The organism is Virgibacillus ihumii, assembly GCF_902726655.1.
GTDB classification, from domain to species: domain Bacteria; phylum Bacillota; class Bacilli; order Bacillales; family Amphibacillaceae; genus Lentibacillus; species Lentibacillus ihumii.
Map to the genome: position 1 here is coordinate 47,285 of NZ_CACVAN010000001.1, position 18,647 is coordinate 65,931.

An 18,647-nucleotide genomic window follows, 5' to 3' on the forward strand; every position below is an offset into this window, starting at 1 on the left:
TTTCAGTTTAAAGCTATCCTTAACGTTAGTCAAAGTTTATTTACTAATAATATTACAAGACATAAGGCAGGGGAGGCAGCTATGTTTTTATTTGAGGCAAAGCGAATTCTAATTGTTATATTCGGCGCAATGCTGAATGCCATTTCGCTTAACTTTTTCCTGATCGGGGCAAATGTTTACGCAAGCGGCTTCACTGGTGCAGCCCAGCTGATTTCCAGTGTATTTAAAGATTTTATTGGCATAGAAGGTGTCAGTACTGGTATTATCCTATTTATTCTGAACATTCCAGTTGCCATTCTCGGATGGAAAAAAGTTGGCAAAGGATTTACTGTTTACAGTATTATTTCCGTCGTATTTACGACAATATTTCTGGAAGTAATGCCGGTAATTGCATTGTCTGAGGACATCATTTTAAATGCTGTATTTGGCGGTGTAATTGCCGGTACCGGTGTCGGGCTTACACTTAAACATGGTGCGTCAACAGGTGGTATGGACATTGTGGCCATGGTACTGTCCCGGATGAAGGATAGACCTATCGGTACGTATTTTTTGCTGTTGAACGCAATCATTATTGCAATGGCCGGCATTTTGTATAAACCGGAAAATGCGTTGTATACATTATTGACGTTATATGTGACAACACGCGTGATTGATGCACTTCATACACGTCACGAGAAAGTTACGGCGATGATCATTACGCATAAAGCGGATGAACTGCAAAAAGCCATTCATGATACGATGGTTCGAGGTATAACAATACTGCCGGCGAAAGGTGCTTATACAAAGGAAGACAAAAATATGATGTACCTGGTTGTTACCCGGTATGAACTTTATGATCTGGAACGTATCATCGGGGAAATTGATCCGAACGCATTTACCAATATCGTGCAGACAACGGGTATATTCGGATTTTTCCGGAAAGATTAGTTGGTAAAAACTTTATCATATTAACTAAAAAAGACAGCATCCGCTGTCTTTTTAAAATCCATGTTTTCCCATAACTTCAATAATTTTTGGCTGTACATCGTCCCATTCTGCATCGAACATCTTGTTTACGGTAATGAAGTTCTGGTAACCGAAAACGTTGTCGACACCTTCCAGTTTCATCAAATCGTTTAAAATTTCATGTTCACTAGTATCACCAGGCATAACGGAAATGCTGCTGTCACCTTCGAAGATCAGCTTGTCCGTTGTGAATTTCAGTGCGTTCGGGTTTGGTGTAGCTTCAGCTCGTACTCCCATTGAATTTGACCTCCTAATAATAATGCATACTTAAATTTATTTTAACAGAAATAATAAGAAAAAGCATCTTTGCCGTTAGAACGGCAAAGATGCTTTATGCACATTATAATCCCGTTTCATTATCGTAAATGAAGTGAAAATCTTTAATGCGCATTTTGGAGGTTAATTAAGCTGGTTGTGTTGCTTCAGCTGTTGCTCAAGTTGTTGCAGCTGCTGCTGTTCTTCGGGTGAACCGTTATTTTTTGCGGCTTGGATCGCATTTTGTGCAGCTTGTTTATCCTGTTGGGATGCATTCCCCTGAGCGTTCTTAAAGTTGTTGACAGCAGTTTTAGCTTGTTGGAAAAGATTATTGTTTCCCATCTAAAACCCTCCTACTGTGTGGCTGTCAGCTTCCTCGCGTTTTCGTTCCGTATCGCTGAAACGTGCACGGTAAGGAAACCGTTCGGCGTGTTTTTTAACAGAATCAGCACCTTGATGGCTGAATCGTCTGGACTTGCTGTTTTTCCCCATCGGTAATTCCTCCTTCAGAAAGCTGATAAAGCATTTCCAAAAAAAGAAAGAAGTGAACGCTTTTTGATGCGCTCACTTCTAGTATGGATTGATTCATCTGTTTTATAAAAGGTAATATTTAGATGGTTTTTACCTGAAGCTTCAAGTAATCCTCCAAAAAAACGCCAATCCCGTCGTTCTCATTCGTCTCGGTAACTTGTGCAGCAATGGATTTCAGTTCATCAATCCCATTTTCCATCGCAACACCAACACCGGCATAGTCAATCATTTCCAAATCATTATCCTCATCACCAAATGCAATGATTCGTTCTTTGGGGATATGATAATAATGCGCGATTTTTTCGAGACCGACTGCTTTATTTAACCCTTTTTTGACAATTTCTATGATATTCCACGGTGCACCCCATTTACGATGCTCGATCAATTCGGCATGATAATCATCCAAATGGCTTCGCAGTTCTGTAATATGCTCTTCTTTCGGGTGGATTAACAAGGAAGTGGGATCTTCGTTCAACTCATTTTTGAGGCTGCCGATTTTAAAAGGCGGGTCCTGTTTTGTTGATTGAAAAATATCGATAATTTTTTCATCGTACTGATCAAGAAATACATGGTCTTTTACTTCAGCCAAAATATTATGAACGTTCATGTCATAACAGGCATCAATAATCTTGTATGCTGTTCTGACAGGCAATGGATTATGCAAAACATCCCATTTATCATCTGTCGGGTGGTGAATCAATGCGCCGTTAAAATTAACCATTGGTGTGTCAAGCTTCAGTTCATTATAGTAATTAATGCTGGCGCGGTGCGGTCTCCCGGTAGCGATGACAACGATATGACCGTCGTTTATCGCCTGCCGTATTGTATTTTTGTTGCGTGCACTGATTTCTTTATCATCTGTCAATAACGTTCCATCCAGATCCAGCGCAATTAAATGCCGGTTATTTTCCATAAGTTTTCACCTCATCTGACAATAGTGTATAAGTGATTCCAGCATATGTAAAGGATTAAATAATCTGCTTATTGCAATTTACGTAAACTTAATATTATGATGAATATAAACTGAAAATGATTGGAAAGGAATCGGAAAATGATTGGTGTATATAAAAAATCAATGAATTCTGTACCGTGTCTGGTAGTTGAGGACACGGAAAAGGAAGGCAAGCAGCTCCCGACCGTAACATATTTTCACGGCTTTACGAGCGCAAAAGAACATAATCTTCCACTGGCGTATTTGCTGGCTGAAAAAGGGTATCGTGTCATTCTTCCCGACAGCAAATTTCATGGGGAACGGGAAGTGGACGTATCTGAAATGAAGAAACAAATTTCCTTTTGGGATATTGTCATGCTGAATGTGAAGGAACTGAAAGACATCAAGGATGAACTTGATGAAGAGGGACTAATTCTTGATGGGCGTATCGGAATTGCCGGAACCAGTATGGGCGGCATTACGACTTCCGCTGCATTGACGCAATATCCGTGGATCAAGGCTGCAGGGGTGATGATGGGGTCACCGAAAATTACGGTATATGCCAAAACACTGGTCAGCAGTTTTAAAAAGATGGGAAATCTGCCTGTCAGTGATGAGCTGATTGATCAGTTATATGAGCACCTAAAGCTGTATGATTTATCCGAACAGGTGGAAAAACTGCAGGAGCGGCCGGTGTTCTTTTGGCACGGTGAGAATGATGCGGTAGTGCCGTTTGACCATTCTTATACATTTTATGAAGACGCTAAAAAACGGTATAAGAATAAGGAAAATATACAGTTCCTCAAGGAAGAGAACCGCGATCATAAAGTGAGCCGTCAAGCAATACTTGAACTGGTGAAATGGTTCGAGAAACACTTGTGAAAAGCAATCAGATGTGATTAAAATCATTTCAAAATCGACAAATATATGTTTAAATAAAGGTATGAATGATGAAGGAGGTTGTTGATCATGGACGAAGCGCTGAAAGAGAATATAATGGGCGCGCTCGAGAATGTTATTGACCCTGAGTTGGGTATTGATATCGTGAATCTCGGTCTTATCTATGATGCTGACCTGGACGATGAAGGTATTTGCACTGTTACAATGACGTTAACGGCAATGGGCTGCCCGCTTGCCGGTCATATTGAACAGGACGTCAAACGTGCACTGTCTGATATACCGGAAATTCAGGAAAGCAGAGTAAATATTGTTTGGGATCCGCCGTGGGGTAAAGAGAAAATGTCACGTTACGCTAAAATTGCACTGGGCATCCCTGATTGATGCATAAAGACGAGGTTGGTTCATCTGAAATGGATCGACCTTTTTTTATAACGTCAGAAAGTATAAAATTCCTTACTTAACTATAGCTGAAAGCTTGATAACAGCCATGTTTTCTAAAAATGATGAAATAAATAGAGGTATTCGCATGCAGATTTGTCAAATCGCCGGGTATAAAAATTCCGGTAAAACCACATTGATGAACCAGTTGATTCAATATTTTTCGGAAACTGGTGTCAGGGTGGGTTCGCTGAAGCATCATGGGCACGGTGGGGAACCCGATCTTGGAAAGCAGACTGACAGCAGGCAGCACCTTGACTCGGGTGCTGTCATTAGTGGTGTGCAGGGAGAAACGATATCGCAGTTCATGCTGCATCAGCAGTTGGACCTTGATGAACTGGTTCAACTATACAACAGCTTTCCAATTGATTTGCTGCTGATTGAAGGGTTCAAAAAATCGGCATATCCGAAAATTGTTCTTGTGCGAAACAGGGAGGATTTGGCGCTTATTAACGAGCTTCCTGACGTCCTTGCTGTCGGGAGCCGGAATGCTGCATTGCTGGAAGAACTGAATGTACCGGTGTTCAATTTGAACAGGATACCGGAAAATATACCCCGGCTGGCTGAGTATATAAGAGGGTGTTCGAATGAATGAAAAATATTGGATAACAGATAAACCGATTAACATCGATGATTGCATTGAAAAGGTCGTTCGCCCGGAAGCCGGTGCCGTAAACACGTTCATCGGCACAGTAAGGGAATTTACCGAGGGGAAACGAACATTGTATTTAGAATATCAGGCGTATGTTCCGATGGCGGAAAAAATGCTCCGGCAAATTGGGGAGGAAATCTGCGAGAAGTGGGGTCCCCAAGCTGATACGGCAATTGTTCACCGTATTGGGCATCTGGATATATCGGATGTGGCTGTGGTGATTGCTGTGTCCACACCACACCGCAATGATGCTTTCGAAGCAAGCCGTTATGCCATCGAACGTATTAAGGAAATTGTGCCGATTTGGAAAAAAGAGAATTGGGAAGACGGGACCAGATGGATAGGTGATCAAAAAGAAAATACGTCTTATCATGAGGGTATTCCGAACGAGGAGGAAATGCGCAATGGTTGATGTGTTATTTTTTGCAGAGCTTCAGGAAGCAGCAGGCAGTAACAAAGTAACAGTTGAAGCGGATGGGCTGACATTGATGGAACTGAAGAAAAATCTGTTAAATACGTATGAGTTGAATGGTTTAGACAAGGCGATGATTGCGATTAATGAGGAATACGCACAGAATGATGCGGTATTGCGAACTGGTGATACGGTGGCATTTATTCCGCCGGTAAGTGGTGGTTGATTTTTGTTGACAGGTTGTGATGGTGCTTGTGAGAAGGTGAAATGCCGATAAAACCCGTGATTTCGCCGATAGGGTGCTGTTTTTTGCCGATAGAATGAGTCAAGTCCTTATCTATGTGTAAAAGTCCAATACAAGTTTTCAACCTTATGATGGTATTTATGTGAATTTGATGTGGTGGGAAGGGCCCTTCCCACCACATCAAATTTTCGCGCGCTGGAATCCTCTTCAACTTTTGTTTCGAATAAACCTTTTTTTATTCTTTTGTTGCCCTTCATAATCCATTAGTACTGCGCCAATTAGACGGAAGGCGGATTGTGTATTCGGAAATATACGAATGACTCTTTCCCGCCTTCTAACTTCTTCATTTAGGCGTTCCAATGAATTCGTGCTGCGTATGAATGTATGATATTTCTCTTCTTCATTGAGATACTGAATGGCATCATCGAAGCCTTCTTCCAATGTCTTAAGTGCTTGATTTAGCTTTGGATCTTCTTCGTAACGCGTGACGAACTCCTCCTTGAAGTTTCTTGCGTCATCTGGTGTAACGGCTTTAAAAATCCGTTTTAACCCCGTGATTACCTCTGACATACCCTTCTTTGGCAGTTGATCCACAATATTTCGTTTAAAATGAACGGTGCAGCGTTGCCATGAGGTTCCGAGGAATTCCTCCTGTATTGCTTTTTTGAGCCCTTTATGGGCATCTGAAATCATAAGTCTTGGTGAATGCAGCCCCCGGCCTTTCAGCTCTTTTAAAAAGCTTTTCCAAGCTTCGTAACTTTCGGTATGGTCAACCTTTAATCCGAGCACTTCCCGTTGGTTATCCTCGCTTATCGCTGTCGCAATGTAGACAGCTTTGGATACAACCTTACGATGCTCGCGAACTTTGATATACATGGCATCTACAAAAATGTACGGATAATAGGTGTTTGCCAAATTTCGATTCGCCCATTTATTGACGATAGGGTCTAGTTTCTCTGTAAGCGATGATACAAAGGACTTGGATACGCTCTCTCCACACAATTCTTCTACTACATTTCGAACCTTGCGTGTGGAGACCCCGTTCACCACCATTTCAAGCAGGGCAAGAACGAAAGCCTGGTCACAGCGTTGATACTTTTCAAAAATACTTGGTGAAAACTCACCGCTGCGAGTCCGTGGAACCCGTAACTTGATCTTTCCAATACTCATCAAATATTCTCTTTCATAATAGCCGTTTCGATAATCACGTGAACTACCAGTACGGGCGTATGGCGGAACGTCCAAAAATTCATCCCGTTCCTTTTCCATATACTCATTCAGAATTAATACAGCTGTTGATTTATAGATAGCGTTCATATTGGAGTTCATAATCTCATCTTTTAACTTGTCCATGTTTAGGTTAAAATGTAGTTGGGTCATCATTAATTCCTCCTTATGTTTTTGTGGTTGAAAACATTGTATCATAGGAATTAATATGGCCCTTTCTTATTTCGCTTTTACACAATTATACGGACTTAACCATAGAATGCTCATTTCCACCGATAAGACAGCAATTTTTGCCGATTAATAAACATCGACTGGGTAAGCGGCCATGTCGATGTTTTTTATTTCAGTTATCCCATACCGAGCATTTATTTTGCGTGGTCACTCATCTTCGCAGGAGTCCAGGCAGGCTCCCAGACAAGGTCAACATGAATGTTCTCGACACCTTCCACTTGGCTGATCCGCCGCATAAGAGAAAGGGGTGGGGGAGAATTGGTATGCATGATTACCGGTCTTGCTTGAAAGCGGAATCGTGGATATTTTCTTTAAAACCGTGGATAAATGTTCCAAAATCGCGGATATATGCTCCGAAATCGTGGATATTGTCTTCAAAATCGTGGATAAATGAGGTTTTAGGCCGTGGAAAACTTAAAAAAATCCCACCTCCCCAGGCAGGACTTAATTCAATAAAATAATTCATCTTCCAGTGCTTCGGTATCTAAAATATATGCGCCGGATTTATCGGTTGAGATAAGTTGCTGTCTTTTCAGCTGTGTCAGGGTACGGCTGACAGTTTCACGACTGGAGCCGATCATGTTGGCGAGCTCACGGTTTGTGAAATGGGTTTTAATTTTCATCAAATTATCATTCGTTTCCTTCCCGTAGTCCTTGGCAAGTCGCAGCAGGAGCATGATGATTTGTTCATATGTGTTGTGGAGAATTTTTTCCTCCAGTCGGTTGTGGAGATCCATGATGATATCACCAAGAACGCGGAATAATTTTACACAGATTTCCGGATGGTTAATCAGAAAGTTTTCGAATGCTTTTATCGGAATATAGATTAAGACAGCGTCCTCAATTACTTCTGCATGGGCAGGATAATCATCTTGTCTGAAGAAGCCCTGATGGGGGAACATGTCGCCCGGCTGCAGGACATTTACAATTTGTTCTTTCCCGTGAAAATCAGTTTTATATATTTTGATTCGTCCCTGGTGGATGAAATAGACGTTTGTCAATGGATCACCATGCATGAAAACATGGATGCCGTTTCGGTACATACGGTGTTTAGCCAAATCGACAATGGGTTCCATTTCATAATCGGTGAGGTCTTTGAACAATGGAACCTTCAGCAAAAGCTCCTTTATGGAATGTGTATTCATCGTAACGCCCCCTTACCTTATCATTCCACCCTTATTCTACCATGCCAGATACTTAGGTATAATCCGCAATTGTGAAAACTTTTTGAGTGTGACAAACATCATGCCCAGGTGTGTTTTTTCTCACATAAAGAAAAAGCAATAGATTATATGATAGGGGTGTCACAAAAATTGACCGAGGAGGAATGGGAAATGAATGATACGCAGTTTGCGGCAAAAATACATGCACCAGATTATGATCCGAAGAACCGGCACCCAAGAATATTTGAAACATTTGATGATTTGAAACCAGGTGAATTTATGGAGTTGTCGAATGATCATGATCCAAAACCGCTCCATTACCAATTAATGAATGAGCGGAAAGATACCTTTACATGGAAATACCTGGAGAACGGACCGCAAATGTGGCGTGTCTCAATCGGAAAAAAATAGCGAAGGCATCCGCTATGAATTGCCGATAAAAGCAGGCAATGATCGGGAAGAGTCGCTTGCGGTCATTTATCGGGAATCGGAAGTGTTTCAGAATTTGCGCAACCCTGACAAATATAAGGGGAAATGCGGTGTTTGTGAATTCCGATTTGTGTGCGGCGGTTCCAGGTCAAGAGCGTACAATGTCACCGGTGACTATATGGAAAGCGAACCATATTGTGTGTACATTCTAAGGGCAATGCGTGGCAATCGGAAAACCAGCTGACTTCTTGAAAAACTTCCAGCAGTGGGATTACTCGGAGTTTTTCTGTTGTGATTTTTTTACCCGTGAAAAATGAATTGCATGGATGATTTTGATGACTGGTCTTGCTAATAGCTGCGCACTGCCGATAATAAATAGGATGACTCCGGCTGTTTTCAAAGGTTCAAATAGGAAAAAGGCACTGCCGATTAAAAATTCCAGTCCTAACGTAAGATCATTGATCAGTGCGATGTAGCGGTATTTCTTGCTGAACGACAGCTCAAATGTTCCAACGTGAATATCCAGAAATTGTTGTTCGTCTTCAATAAAACGCATAAATCTCCCTCCACAATCACGTACCCTTGTGGAGGGAGATTAAAACGACACTATAGGAACAGGATGACCAGAATTCCAACTATGAAACAGTAAAATGTGAAGTATTTCAGATTACCGCGCTTCATAATGTTTATGAACCAGCGCAGCGAGTAATAGGTCGCTATGATTGACGCTGCAAAGGCCAGGATGTATGGGATGGCGAGTATGTCAATATTGTCATCACCAAAAATATCGCCGAAGGAAAGAATACCAATGCCAAGGCTGATCGGAATGTACAGCATGAATGAAAAACGCAATGCTGTTTCGATTTTCATACCCAAAAGCATTCCGGCAACGATCGTCGCACCGGAGCGGCTAATGCCGGGGATCAGGGCGACTGACTGGGCCAGTCCTACTATGACAGCATCCTTGAATGAAATTTGACTGTCACTTTTCCAGCCCCGCAAATTGCGGATAACCCACAGCGCAACCCCTGTAACAAGTAGAGTGATACCAACAACTGCAACGGTGCTCAGTTCGCTCTGAATATAATCTTCAAGCAGCAGTCCCAAAATACCGGTCGGAATGGTGGCAATGATGAGGCTGAGGATGAATTGAAAATCCCCTTCAGCATCAGTGTCCTTCGTTGTCAGATAACGGATTCCGTTTTGGATAAGACGCAGAATATCTTTTCGATAAATCACAAGAACTGCTATTAGTGAACCGAAATTAACCAGAATTTCAAATGACAGTCCTTCAGCTTCAATTCCAAATAGTTCCCGTAAAATAATCAGATGTCCGCTTGATGAAATCGGAATCGGTTCGGTAAAGCCTTGTACAAGACCTAAGAATAAATATTTAATAAGCAGCCAGATTTCTGTTATTGTATCCATTTTATTTCCCCCTGGTATATGTATTTTCACCCCCCGGGACAAATCACCAACCGATAGGCCAATGAATAGTCTGATTGGTGAGGAGGTTGAAAATATGAATCATCATTATCAACATATATACGATTCGTGTAAGGACCATATGCATTCCTACGTACTAGCTGAATTGAACGATGGATCACAATTCGACGGAATCATTACAGGTCTGGATAATGAGTATGTTTATTTTGCAGTACCGCTTGAGCAGGATAATGGTATGCCGCGCGAATATCATGACCGCCAGTTCGGATGGGGCGGAGGATATAATTATCCCGGTTTTTACGGGTATGGCGGCTATCACCGCCCGCGCAGGTTTCGACGTCTTATTTTGCCGTTAGCCGCTCTGACAGCACTTAGTGTTTTACCGTGGTACTGAATTTTAACTAGTGACTTGTTGTCACCAGGTTGTTTGATGTCAACCATCACTTATGCTGGTGTTTTCTTGCTGTCAATGCAAAAACCCTTGCCGTTCATAACCTTAAAGGCAAGGGTTCATTGCAGCAATTAATGTAATTTATTCCCCGTTAATCGGCAATAGGCCATTATTTCAAAAGTTGCGGATGAAATAAGCCACGTGAGGCAACTGTCGAATAAATGTCCGAATCGTTTAATTAACTATCGGCGGGAAACCGTTACTGATTGGAGTTTTACTTTATTGTTCACGTTCACTTTGTTTCAAAACACCTTCACCAAGGAAGAAGACCCCAATTGACAAAATAATTGCCATAGCAATTGTGCTTGTCAGGTCGAATGAAGTGCCGCCCATGCTGGTTAATACATAGGATATGACACAGCTGATAAAAAATGCCCAAATCAATGGCATGATAAATCGCATTACTAACACCTCGTTTTCATATACTTTCCTCATATAGTTTATCAAATTGAGTCCGAAAATAAAAGATTTTCTTTTTGCAACTGAAGGAACTGTGAACATTATTTGACAAGGGGGAACCGGAATGTTTTTAGTGGAAAACTGTTTTTACTGGATTGGGTTTCATATTGTCGAGTATCTGCTTGATCAAGGGTACACCGTCACTGGAAATGACGAAATTGATACAGATGGAAAAGAGCATTTATCCATGTTTATTGGCCGTAATGAAAACTTTACACACATGAAGCAGCGATTGAATGAATCTGCCTATGATATACGTCTTACTCCCCATGAAACGGCATTAACCCTTCATAAAGACAGTGCGTCAACGATATACTTGCCGCTTCTGTTCGGGGAATGGATGCCAATGAATCAGGACGGTATGTATTACCGAGGTGATTTTATTGCGTTTGATTCGGATGAGTTTGTTGAGAAAGCAGTTTATATTGGAGATTTTTTAAAAATCATCGATCAGTGTATTGCTGCATCCAATCTACCTTCTGCTGTCAATGTGAAAAAAAAGGGGGAAGATATAAATGCTGAAATAAAACTTGAAAACTCCGTCTTTATCCGAAACAATAGACCTATTAACGACCGTATAAAAACAGTGAAAAATCACTACAAAAAATTCAGTAAATTGTACGAATCTAAATAAAATGTATGATAAACTTATTTACAAATCAGCAGTTTTATAAGGAAGTATTACATTTGGATAGGAGTGCGGAGTTTGAAGAAGTTTTCCATCGTGTTACTGGCTATTTTGGGTATTTCCCTCTTACTATACGGTTGTACAGGCTATGATGATAACCTGCAAAAAGTGGGCATGCTGGTCGAGCATTCAGTCCACGATAATGCATGGTCAAAGGAAGGGTATCAAGGGCTTCGGACAATCAACGAGGAATTGGATACGGAAGTCTATTATAAGGAAGGTATTCAGACAAAACAGGAAGTGATCGAAGCCGTAGAGGAATTTGCCAATAACGGGGTTAATCTTGTCTTTGGACACAGTAATACGTATGGAAAATACTTTGTGGAAATTGCTCCATCTTATCCGGAAATGCACTTTGTGTATTTTAATGGCGGTGAATTTGGTGAGGATGTGACATCACTCAATTTCAATTCGCATGCGATGGGTTTTTTTGCGGGGATGGTTGCCGGGAAAATGACTGATACGGATGAGGTTGCCGTTATCGGGGCATTTGAATGGCAACCGGAAATTGAAGGATTTTACGAAGGGGTGAAATATCAAAACCCCACTGCTAACGTACATATCAGGTATGTGAACAGTTGGAATGATACAAAGAAGGCAATGCGGCTTTACGAGCAGATGCGCGATGAAAATGCGGATGTTTTTTACCCGACCGGTGATTTATACAGTGCGCAAGTTTTAAAGGAAGTAAGCGAAGACGGGTTGTATGGAATCGGATATGTGACGGACCAGTCATCCATCGATGAAGAGCAAGTGTTGACGAGTACTGTTCAGCACGTTTCGGATTTGTATGTTCGAATTACAGAAAAATTTAACGAAAGCAAACTCCGCGGTGGTGTTCTGACATTTGATTTTCAGGACGGGGTAATCTCCATGGGTGAATTCAGTCCGGATATACCGGAAGATTTCCAGGAAAAAATGAACGGAGCAATTGAATCTTACGAGGAGACAGACTTGCTGCCCAACGAGCAGTGAGGAATCCGGTGTATGTACTTGCAGTGTGTGTGATTATGCATTATTATTAGTACCAAGTCATAATAATTGATATTAACTTTTATTTTAAGGAGATGGAATTATGGGTGCAGGTTTGTTGGGTACCGGACATTATGTTCCAGAAAAAGTCTTGACGAATCAGGATATGGAAAAAATTGTGGACACGAATGATGAATGGATCCGTACGAGAACAGGCATCGAAGAACGAAGGATTGCCAGTGATGATGTCGATACATCCGACATGGCATTTTTCGCTGCTCAAAATGCATTGGAACAAGCAAATATGACGGCAGAGGATATTGATATGATTCTGGTTGCGACTGTTACACCGGACACGCCATTCCCATCTGTGTCATGTATGCTTCAAGATCGCCTCGGCGCAAAAAAAGTTGCTGCAATGGATATCAGTGCGGCTTGTTCCGGGTTTATGTATGGAGTGGCAACAGCCAAACAGTTTATCGAAACAAATGCTTATAAAAATATTTTGGTCGTAGGTGTGGAAAAACTATCCAAGATCACGGATTGGTCTGATCGGAATACGTGTGTCCTGTTCGGTGATGGGGCAGGAGCAGCAGTAGTCGGTCCCGTATCGCAAGGAAGAGGGATTTTATCATTTGAACTCGGCTCAGACGGTTCAGGGGGAAAAGAATTGTATCAGGATAAACATGACCATCTCCAGATGAACGGCCGGGAAGTGTTCAAATTTGCTGTACGGCAGATGCCGGAATCGTCGGTAAATGTCATTGAGCAACTTGGCTATAATAAAGAAGATGTTGATTACCTGATACCGCATCAGGCAAACATCCGAATCATGGAAGCGGCCCGCGAACGTCTTGGTATTTCCCAGGATAAAATGGCGGATTCCATTAAAAAGTACGGTAATAATTCATCGGCTTCCATTCCAATTGCTTTGTCTGAAGCAGTCCGGGATGATAAAATTAAAGATGATGATTTAGTCGTGATGGTAGGTTTCGGCGGAGGTTTGACATGGGGTGCTGTTGCACTTCGCTGGGGTAAATAAGAACGCAGTAAATCTCATAGGAGGAGTACCAAATGGCAGAACGAAGAGTTGTAGTTACGGGACTCGGTGCTGTATCCCCCGTTGGCAATGATGTCCGGTCTATGTGGGATAATGTTGTTGCAGGAAATACCGGGATTGATTTTGTTACAAAAGTAGATAAAGATGATTTTCCAGCCAAAGCTGCTGCAGAAGTGAAAGACTTCGATCCAACTGTTTACATTGATAAGAAAGATGTCCGGAAAATGGACCCTTTCACACAATATGCAGTTGCAGCCGCAAAAATGGCAGTTGACGACGCAAAACTTGAAATCAATGACGAGATCGCTGATCGTGTTGGTGTCTGGGTAGGCTCAGGTATCGGTGGAATGAAAACATGGGAAGAACAGCATACGAAGTTTTTGGAGAAAGGCCCGCGTCGTGTCAGTCCGTTCTTCGTACCGATGATGATTCCGGACATGGCGGCAGGTCAGGTGTCGATTCAGCTTGGTGCAAAAGGTATCAATTCGTGTTCGACGACAGCGTGTGCGTCCGGTGCAAGTTCGATTGGCGATGCTTTTAAAGCAATTCAACGTGGTCAGGTGGATTATATGATTGCAGGTGGTGCAGAAGCGCCGATTTCCAACATGGCATTTGCCGGATTCTGCTCTGCAAAAGCATTGTCTGTAAACGAAGACCCGAAGAAAGCCAGTCGTCCATTTGACAAAAATCGCGATGGCTTTGTTATGGGAGAAGGTTCCGGCATTTTGATTCTGGAAACAATTGAATCAGCTGAAGCCCGCGGTGCACATATTTACGCTGAAATCATCGGTTACGGGGCAACCGGTGATGCTTATCATGTCACTGCTCCAGCAGAAAACGGTGAGGGTGCTGCCCGTGCGATGCAGCAGGCTATTGATGATGCAGACATCCAGGTAACAGATGTTGATTATTTGAATGCACATGGTACAAGTACCCAACTCAATGAAAAGTTTGAGACAATGGCAATTAAAACTGTGTTTGGTGACTATGCCAGAGAATTAGCGGTATCCTCAACCAAAGGCGTTACCGGTCATTTGCTTGGAGCGGCAGGTGGAATCGAATCGGTCATCTCTGTTAAATCGATTGAAGATGACGTCCTTCCACCGACAATCAATTATGAAACACCGGATCCGGACTGTGATTTGGATTATGTACCAAATGAATCAAGAAAACAGGACGTCAATATCGTGCTGAGCAACTCGCTCGGCTTTGGCGGACACAATGTTTCATTGCTGTTTAAAAAATATTAAGTTGAAAGAGAGGCTGATCACGCAGGTGGTCGGTCTTTTTTTTGCGTGTGGAATTCGGAATACCGATAAAAGTGGAAAAGTGACTGATAAAATCTTTGAAGCGAGAAATTCGTAATCCCGTTAGTTTATCATGTTTGTCCAACTGAAACATATACTGATATAAACAAGGTTGTACAAGCATGGGCGGTGGAGTATAAATGGGTATGCTGTTTCTTTTTTTACTTGGATTTGGACTGGCTGTCACCGGCGGGGTTACGATTATTGCATACATGAATTTTTTACCTGCAGGAATAGAGTGGGTGGAATATTTTATTTTTATTAAAAGCCGGCCGGAGTGCTATTTTTTTCCTGTTGGTTTTTTGTTGATGGTGATTGCATTGTACCGATATCCAAACACCTAATCTTTCAATCAATCGAATATTTTTTCCGATGATGGTCATAATGTATTTTAAATGAACCGTTAAAAAGGCAGTTGCCTGATAACGTTTTGCCCAGCAACAAATGCTGGCAGTAAACATTTAAAGTGCTAAAAGTGAGGGTTGTATATGTTGTATTTACACGATGTTTGGGTGAATTGGTTTGAAGGTGAAGAAAATGGCTACAGTGTGTGTTATTTTCATGAATGGCGGCGCGAGGATCAGATTGAACTGCTGGATCAGGTGCCGTTACTCTACATATCAGAATTGCTTTACGACTACATTGAAAATGACATGCAGGATTTGCCGGAAAGCATGCTTAATATGATTTACAAACGGGCCTATTCCCGAAAAGGGCAGGAGCGCAATGTGCTTGAATATGCATGTGTTGTGACAGACGGAAATGATATAATGGCTGTTGACACGGTCGGCTATCATATTCCTGTTAGAAAAAGCAGGCTTATTCCAAGACAGGAGCAGCTTGTATTCGACATGATTAAAACAACGCAGCCTGAAACATTTACATTTGAAGAAAAAGTGGCAAAAAAAGAATATCATATGCTATCGATGGAACCGGAACTTGTCCACGGATTGACACGTAGGGAGCGGCAGCTGAAACAACTGTTGATGATCGCACTCGATCAGCTTCGTACAACCAACAATCTGGAGGAACTTCGTTATTGGCTGACCGAATGGGACCCGAAACAATATCCCTTCATCCGCTATATGAACGAGGATACAGTCTGGAACACATTGTACGAAGGTGTAAAGCAGAGCTGGAGCTTATCACATGAAGAACTTTGTCAAAAAATGATCAAAGGACAACCATTCCTCGAAAAAATGTGGGAAGTCGAACAATCTTCGGATAAAAATAAATCCAAGCAGCAGTAAATTTTTAAAAGAGTGACCTTTGCCGGGGGCCCCTTGGCGAGGTTGCTCTTTTGGTTTTTAGCAGAATGCGGAGTGCTGTTAATCCTCGGCGGGGGTTCTGAGATGGGCTTTTCGTGGATAAGTCGCCTGAAACCGTGGATATCCGGATGAAAATCGTGGATAAATACAATCGAATGAAATTATAGATAGGGAGGAACAGTGGATATATCGGCAGAACAACCAATTTTTCATTAGCAAGCAAAAAGCACCCCCGAAAGGAAGTGCTCCAACCGCTTATTTTTTCTTGGGAACTCTGCCAAGTCCCATTGCTTTTTTTGCTTTGCGAAGCATTTTATTTGCTTCAAATGATGCTTTATCAGCACCATGATCGAGTATTTCGTCCAACGTTTCCGAATCGATCAGTTCATAATAGCGTTTTTGGATTGGTTCGAGTACATTGACGGCAGCATCAGCGACATCCTGTTTAAAATCGCCATAGCCTTTGCCTTCGTAGTTTGTTTCGATTTCCTCAACAGATTTGCCAGTGCAGGCGGATAGGATGGTTATCAGGTTGGATACACCTGGCTTATTCTCCTTATCAAATTTCACAACACCCTCAGAGTCGGTCACGGCGCTCTTCATTTTTTTAATAATTTTTTTCGGCTCATCGAGCATCGAAATATAGCCTTTTTCATTGGAATCAGATTTGCTCATTTTTTTGGTCGGATCCTGCAGCGACATAATTCGTGCACCAGACTTTGGGATGCTGACTTCCGGTATGGTAAAAATATCGTTGAATTTGTTATTGAAACGTTGCGCGAGATTTCGTGTCAGTTCCATGTGCTGTTTTTGATCATCACCGACAGGCACGATATCTGTTTTGTACAGCAGGATATCTGCAGCCATCAGCGGCGGATATGTGAGCAGTGATGACGATACGGCTTCTTTACCGGCAGCCTTATCTTTAAATTGTGTCATTCGTTCCAACTCACCGATATAACTGATGCACTGCATCATCCAGCCCATTTGCGTATGTGCAGGGACTTCCGATTGAATAAACAGTGTAGCTTTATCCGGATCAATTCCGGAAGCAAGATACAAAGCCGCAAGTGACTTGATATTATGTCTTAACTTCAGCCTATCTTGTGGAACTGTTACAGCATGTTCATCGACAATACAGTAATAACAATTGTTTTCGTTCTGCAATGGGATAAAATGCTGCATGGCCCCCAAATAATTTCCAAGTGTTAACGTACCGCTTGGTTGAATCCCAGAGAAAATTGTTTTCATTTTTCCACACTCCATTTCTGATTTCCGCTAAAATGGACAATAAAAAAGTCCATCTATCCCTGTATAAAAGGGACGAATGAACCGCGGTGCCACCCTCATTATCCTGCAGTTTTTTGCAGGATCGCTTTATTTAAAAACATTCCAGCTCCAAAGTCCAATTCCAATTTACCTTGATGCTTATTCTCACCAACCACAAGCTCTCTGAAAAAATCAGCGGGTAATTGTACTGCGCCTTTTTCATTGCCCATCTTATTAATCTGTCATTATTATATCCAACAATTGTCTCGAAATGCAAGCGGTACTCCCTTTCGCTAAAACATACTCGGGTACAGTTTAATCATCGCATCTGCAATGGTGTCGGCCATTTCCCGTGCTTGCTCTTCAATTGCATCATATACTTCGATATCTTTTTGGTACTCCATGTTGATCATGAAAACAGCTTCCTGTTTTGTTAAATCCAAATGAGTGTAGAACATATCTCTCACAACTTGTTCCGTTAAAAAAGGATTTATACTGCTCAAAAAAGCAGCAATTTGGTCTGCATTATCATACCACTTTTCTTCAGCTTCCATTGCTGCTTGTTCATCACCTGCTATAGCTGCGTTGACAAGATCGGCAGCGAATAAAAGATGTTCTTTAATCAATTCAGCATATGTTTCTCCGGCAGCGTCTCCATATAATTCTCTGAGCATATCCCCCATATCTGTGGCATTTTGTAGAAGCCGGGCAATGACAAACTCCACATCCGGTAAGTCAAAGGTTAAACTGATAATAACCATCCGTGTCCATGCTACATGCTCTTCCCAAAGAGCGACCATCTCTTTTCTAAATTTTAGTTCCGCCTGACTTATACAATGATTCGTTTCTTCCGGCCGATCAGGAAATGTGGTAACAGGTATGGTGATATGCTGCCCAATACGCAAATAATACGGATCAGCTTCAGGATTTGCATCAATTATTCTCTCAGTCGAAGTATGATACAAATATGCCAACAACCAGTAATTATCCCCTGGCTGGATTGTATGTGTGTAAAAGCAGTTCACTGTTCAACGTCACTCCTTCTGTTGATGAAATTGATTCCAATGAGGTTTATCGATTAAATTCTGTTACAATGTATTCATTCTCAATGGAATAGGTGAATGTCCAAATCTGCTAATGGGGAGAGCAAGACTTATTCCTGTTCTTATTCCGCCCCTTGTGATATAACTGGTCTTACAAAATCCTGAAATAGAGGCAGAAATTATTTTACGGAAACAGCAAATAATATGGCTTAAGTAATTAGGGTTTCTGTAATGGGGTAAAGCTGTTTAGGGAAGGGTAGAAACAA

At 41.8% G+C, this 18,647-nt stretch carries 25 protein-coding genes, 1 pseudogene and 1 other annotated feature; of the genes and pseudogenes, 15 read left to right on the forward strand and 11 right to left on the reverse strand.

Annotation, left to right across the window (positions count from 1 at the left end; translation table 11 throughout):
• The first annotated feature begins 81 nt into the window (after positions 1 to 81).
• The gene (locus HUX68_RS00260) at positions 82 to 927 is read left to right on the forward strand and encodes a YitT family protein (RefSeq protein WP_174612766.1); all 846 of its coding nucleotides are present in this window, start codon (positions 82 to 84) and stop codon (positions 925 to 927) included.
• 51 nt (positions 928 to 978) lie between these two features.
• Here the strand turns inward: HUX68_RS00260 and HUX68_RS00265 are convergent, their stop codons facing one another.
• The 4 genes from HUX68_RS00265 to HUX68_RS00280 form a co-directional block, all read right to left on the reverse strand.
• A complete protein-coding gene (locus HUX68_RS00265; protein WP_174612767.1) occupies positions 979 to 1,242 on the reverse strand; it encodes a NifU N-terminal domain-containing protein in 264 nt (87 codons plus the stop codon).
• A 162-nt stretch (positions 1,243 to 1,404) separates the two neighbouring features.
• Positions 1,405 to 1,602 carry a DUF3813 family protein gene (locus tag HUX68_RS00270; RefSeq protein ID WP_174612768.1) on the reverse strand — a complete coding sequence of 66 codons (198 nt, stop codon included), beginning with the start codon at positions 1,600 to 1,602 and terminating at the stop codon, positions 1,405 to 1,407.
• The gene (locus tag HUX68_RS00275) at positions 1,603 to 1,752 is read right to left on the reverse strand and encodes a hypothetical protein (RefSeq protein WP_174612769.1); all 150 of its coding nucleotides are present in this window, start codon (positions 1,750 to 1,752) and stop codon (positions 1,603 to 1,605) included. It abuts the gene before it with no gap.
• A 118-nt stretch (positions 1,753 to 1,870) separates the two neighbouring features.
• Positions 1,871 to 2,704, reverse strand: a complete 834-nt coding sequence (locus tag HUX68_RS00280; protein WP_174612770.1) for a Cof-type HAD-IIB family hydrolase — start codon at positions 2,702 to 2,704, stop codon at positions 1,871 to 1,873.
• A 138-nt stretch (positions 2,705 to 2,842) separates the two neighbouring features.
• Here HUX68_RS00280 and HUX68_RS00285 point away from each other — a divergent pair, with 138 nt between their 5' ends.
• The 5 genes from HUX68_RS00285 (at position 2,843) to moaD (ending at position 5,350) form a co-directional block, all read left to right on the forward strand.
• A complete protein-coding gene (locus HUX68_RS00285; RefSeq protein WP_174612771.1) occupies positions 2,843 to 3,604 on the forward strand; it encodes a prolyl oligopeptidase family serine peptidase in 762 nt (253 codons plus the stop codon).
• Between the two features lie 87 nt (positions 3,605 to 3,691).
• Positions 3,692 to 4,003, forward strand: a complete 312-nt coding sequence (locus HUX68_RS00290; protein WP_174612772.1) for a metal-sulfur cluster assembly factor — start codon at positions 3,692 to 3,694, stop codon at positions 4,001 to 4,003.
• Positions 4,004 to 4,148: 145 nt separating this feature from the next.
• The gene (mobB, locus tag HUX68_RS00295) at positions 4,149 to 4,655 is read left to right on the forward strand and encodes a molybdopterin-guanine dinucleotide biosynthesis protein B (protein ID WP_174612773.1); all 507 of its coding nucleotides are present in this window, start codon (positions 4,149 to 4,151) and stop codon (positions 4,653 to 4,655) included.
• Entirely contained in the window at positions 4,648 to 5,124 is a 477-nt protein-coding gene (locus HUX68_RS00300; RefSeq protein ID WP_174612774.1) for a molybdenum cofactor biosynthesis protein MoaE, read from the forward strand. The genes mobB and HUX68_RS00300 overlap by 8 nt, the downstream gene beginning before the upstream one ends.
• Entirely contained in the window at positions 5,117 to 5,350 is a 234-nt protein-coding gene (gene moaD, locus HUX68_RS00305; RefSeq protein ID WP_174612775.1) for a molybdopterin converting factor subunit 1, read from the forward strand. The genes HUX68_RS00300 and moaD overlap by 8 nt, the downstream gene beginning before the upstream one ends.
• Before the next feature lie 225 nt (positions 5,351 to 5,575).
• Here moaD and HUX68_RS00310 read toward each other — a convergent pair whose 3' ends face one another.
• Both HUX68_RS00310 and HUX68_RS00315 read right to left on the reverse strand, forming a co-directional pair.
• Positions 5,576 to 6,748, reverse strand: a complete 1,173-nt coding sequence (locus HUX68_RS00310) for an IS256 family transposase (protein WP_174616299.1) — start codon at positions 6,746 to 6,748, stop codon at positions 5,576 to 5,578.
• Between the two features lie 527 nt (positions 6,749 to 7,275).
• A complete protein-coding gene (locus tag HUX68_RS00315) occupies positions 7,276 to 7,971 on the reverse strand; it encodes a Crp/Fnr family transcriptional regulator (RefSeq protein WP_174612776.1) in 696 nt (231 codons plus the stop codon).
• Between the two features lie 189 nt (positions 7,972 to 8,160).
• On the opposite strand from HUX68_RS00315, the gene HUX68_RS00320 reads away from it, so the two are divergent.
• Together HUX68_RS00320 and HUX68_RS00325 are read left to right on the forward strand one after the other, a co-directional pair.
• Positions 8,161 to 8,400, forward strand: a complete 240-nt coding sequence (locus HUX68_RS00320; RefSeq protein WP_174612777.1) for a DUF2249 domain-containing protein — start codon at positions 8,161 to 8,163, stop codon at positions 8,398 to 8,400.
• A gap of 19 nt (positions 8,401 to 8,419) precedes the next feature.
• Positions 8,420 to 8,662: pseudogene (locus HUX68_RS00325) on the forward strand (radical SAM/SPASM domain-containing protein); the annotation flags it as partial.
• Between the two features lie 27 nt (positions 8,663 to 8,689).
• On the opposite strand, the gene HUX68_RS00330 reads toward HUX68_RS00325, so the two are convergent.
• Positions 8,690 to 8,974, reverse strand: coding sequence for a YrhK family protein (locus HUX68_RS00330; protein WP_174612778.1), 285 nt, complete (start codon positions 8,972 to 8,974; stop codon positions 8,690 to 8,692).
• 50 nt (positions 8,975 to 9,024) lie between these two features.
• On the reverse strand, positions 9,025 to 9,846 hold the full coding sequence (locus tag HUX68_RS00335; RefSeq protein WP_174612779.1) for an undecaprenyl-diphosphate phosphatase: 822 nt from the start codon (positions 9,844 to 9,846) through the stop codon (positions 9,025 to 9,027).
• 94 nt (positions 9,847 to 9,940) lie between these two features.
• Between HUX68_RS00335 and HUX68_RS00340 the strand changes: the two genes are divergently transcribed.
• Positions 9,941 to 10,258, forward strand: coding sequence for a hypothetical protein (locus HUX68_RS00340; RefSeq protein ID WP_174612780.1), 318 nt, complete (start codon positions 9,941 to 9,943; stop codon positions 10,256 to 10,258).
• A gap of 276 nt (positions 10,259 to 10,534) precedes the next feature.
• On the opposite strand, the gene HUX68_RS00345 is transcribed toward HUX68_RS00340, so the two are convergent.
• Positions 10,535 to 10,717 (reverse strand): DUF2929 family protein, encoded by a 183-nt coding sequence (locus HUX68_RS00345; protein ID WP_174612781.1) that lies wholly within the window; start codon positions 10,715 to 10,717, stop codon positions 10,535 to 10,537.
• Positions 10,718 to 10,838: 121 nt separating this feature from the next.
• Between HUX68_RS00345 and HUX68_RS00350 the strand changes: the two genes are divergently transcribed.
• The 6 genes from HUX68_RS00350 to HUX68_RS00375 all read left to right on the forward strand — a co-directional run bounded on the left by HUX68_RS00350 (position 10,839) and on the right by HUX68_RS00375 (position 16,051).
• Entirely contained in the window at positions 10,839 to 11,408 is a 570-nt protein-coding gene (locus tag HUX68_RS00350) for a hypothetical protein (protein WP_174612782.1), read from the forward strand.
• Positions 11,409 to 11,471: 63 nt separating this feature from the next.
• On the forward strand, positions 11,472 to 12,437 hold the full coding sequence (locus tag HUX68_RS00355; protein ID WP_246206577.1) for a BMP family ABC transporter substrate-binding protein: 966 nt from the start codon (positions 11,472 to 11,474) through the stop codon (positions 12,435 to 12,437).
• Positions 12,438 to 12,537: 100 nt separating this feature from the next.
• Complete coding sequence (locus HUX68_RS00360) at positions 12,538 to 13,476, forward strand: beta-ketoacyl-ACP synthase III (RefSeq protein WP_174612784.1); 939 nt, start codon at positions 12,538 to 12,540, stop codon at positions 13,474 to 13,476.
• 32 nt (positions 13,477 to 13,508) lie between these two features.
• Positions 13,509 to 14,744, forward strand: a complete 1,236-nt coding sequence (gene fabF / locus HUX68_RS00365; RefSeq protein WP_174612785.1) for a beta-ketoacyl-ACP synthase II — start codon at positions 13,509 to 13,511, stop codon at positions 14,742 to 14,744.
• A gap of 197 nt (positions 14,745 to 14,941) precedes the next feature.
• Positions 14,942 to 15,145 (forward strand): YuzI family membrane protein, encoded by a 204-nt coding sequence (locus HUX68_RS00370; RefSeq protein WP_174612786.1) that lies wholly within the window; start codon positions 14,942 to 14,944, stop codon positions 15,143 to 15,145.
• Between the two features lie 144 nt (positions 15,146 to 15,289).
• Entirely contained in the window at positions 15,290 to 16,051 is a 762-nt protein-coding gene (locus tag HUX68_RS00375) for a YjbA family protein (RefSeq protein WP_174612787.1), read from the forward strand.
• 273 nt (positions 16,052 to 16,324) lie between these two features.
• Here HUX68_RS00375 and trpS read toward each other — a convergent pair whose 3' ends face one another.
• Positions 16,325 to 17,320 carry a tryptophan--tRNA ligase gene (gene trpS / locus HUX68_RS00380; protein ID WP_174612788.1) on the reverse strand — a complete coding sequence of 332 codons (996 nt, stop codon included), beginning with the start codon at positions 17,318 to 17,320 and terminating at the stop codon, positions 16,325 to 16,327.
• A gap of 65 nt (positions 17,321 to 17,385) precedes the next feature.
• Positions 17,386 to 17,570, reverse strand: a binding site (T-box leader).
• Positions 17,571 to 17,631: 61 nt separating this feature from the next.
• Positions 17,632 to 18,363 carry a LysM peptidoglycan-binding domain-containing protein gene (locus HUX68_RS00385; protein WP_174612789.1) on the reverse strand — a complete coding sequence of 244 codons (732 nt, stop codon included), beginning with the start codon at positions 18,361 to 18,363 and terminating at the stop codon, positions 17,632 to 17,634.
• Positions 18,364 to 18,647: the final 284 nt, after the last annotated feature.

Coding starts and splice junctions, on each gene's coding strand:
- HUX68_RS00260 (WP_174612766.1), top strand. CDS start 82: ATGTTTTTATTTGAGGCAAAGCGAATTCTAATTGTTATATTCGGCGCA.
- HUX68_RS00265 (WP_174612767.1), bottom strand. CDS start 1,242: ATGGGAGTACGAGCTGAAGCTACACCAAACCCGAACGCACTGAAATTC.
- HUX68_RS00270 (WP_174612768.1), bottom strand. CDS start 1,602: ATGGGAAACAATAATCTTTTCCAACAAGCTAAAACTGCTGTCAACAAC.
- HUX68_RS00275 (WP_174612769.1), bottom strand. CDS start 1,752: ATGGGGAAAAACAGCAAGTCCAGACGATTCAGCCATCAAGGTGCTGAT.
- HUX68_RS00280 (WP_174612770.1), bottom strand. CDS start 2,704: ATGGAAAATAACCGGCATTTAATTGCGCTGGATCTGGATGGAACGTTA.
- HUX68_RS00285 (WP_174612771.1), top strand. CDS start 2,843: ATGATTGGTGTATATAAAAAATCAATGAATTCTGTACCGTGTCTGGTA.
- HUX68_RS00290 (WP_174612772.1), top strand. CDS start 3,692: ATGGACGAAGCGCTGAAAGAGAATATAATGGGCGCGCTCGAGAATGTT.
- mobB (WP_174612773.1), top strand. CDS start 4,149: ATGCAGATTTGTCAAATCGCCGGGTATAAAAATTCCGGTAAAACCACA.
- HUX68_RS00300 (WP_174612774.1), top strand. CDS start 4,648: ATGAATGAAAAATATTGGATAACAGATAAACCGATTAACATCGATGAT.
- moaD (WP_174612775.1), top strand. CDS start 5,117: ATGGTTGATGTGTTATTTTTTGCAGAGCTTCAGGAAGCAGCAGGCAGT.
- HUX68_RS00310 (WP_174616299.1), bottom strand. CDS start 6,748: ATGACCCAACTACATTTTAACCTAAACATGGACAAGTTAAAAGATGAG.
- HUX68_RS00315 (WP_174612776.1), bottom strand. CDS start 7,971: ATGAATACACATTCCATAAAGGAGCTTTTGCTGAAGGTTCCATTGTTC.
- HUX68_RS00320 (WP_174612777.1), top strand. CDS start 8,161: ATGAATGATACGCAGTTTGCGGCAAAAATACATGCACCAGATTATGAT.
- HUX68_RS00330 (WP_174612778.1), bottom strand. CDS start 8,974: ATGCGTTTTATTGAAGACGAACAACAATTTCTGGATATTCACGTTGGA.
- HUX68_RS00335 (WP_174612779.1), bottom strand. CDS start 9,846: ATGGATACAATAACAGAAATCTGGCTGCTTATTAAATATTTATTCTTA.
- HUX68_RS00340 (WP_174612780.1), top strand. CDS start 9,941: ATGAATCATCATTATCAACATATATACGATTCGTGTAAGGACCATATG.
- HUX68_RS00345 (WP_174612781.1), bottom strand. CDS start 10,717: ATGCGATTTATCATGCCATTGATTTGGGCATTTTTTATCAGCTGTGTC.
- HUX68_RS00350 (WP_174612782.1), top strand. CDS start 10,839: ATGTTTTTAGTGGAAAACTGTTTTTACTGGATTGGGTTTCATATTGTC.
- HUX68_RS00360 (WP_174612784.1), top strand. CDS start 12,538: ATGGGTGCAGGTTTGTTGGGTACCGGACATTATGTTCCAGAAAAAGTC.
- fabF (WP_174612785.1), top strand. CDS start 13,509: ATGGCAGAACGAAGAGTTGTAGTTACGGGACTCGGTGCTGTATCCCCC.
- HUX68_RS00370 (WP_174612786.1), top strand. CDS start 14,942: ATGGGTATGCTGTTTCTTTTTTTACTTGGATTTGGACTGGCTGTCACC.
- HUX68_RS00375 (WP_174612787.1), top strand. CDS start 15,290: ATGTTGTATTTACACGATGTTTGGGTGAATTGGTTTGAAGGTGAAGAA.
- trpS (WP_174612788.1), bottom strand. CDS start 17,320: ATGAAAACAATTTTCTCTGGGATTCAACCAAGCGGTACGTTAACACTT.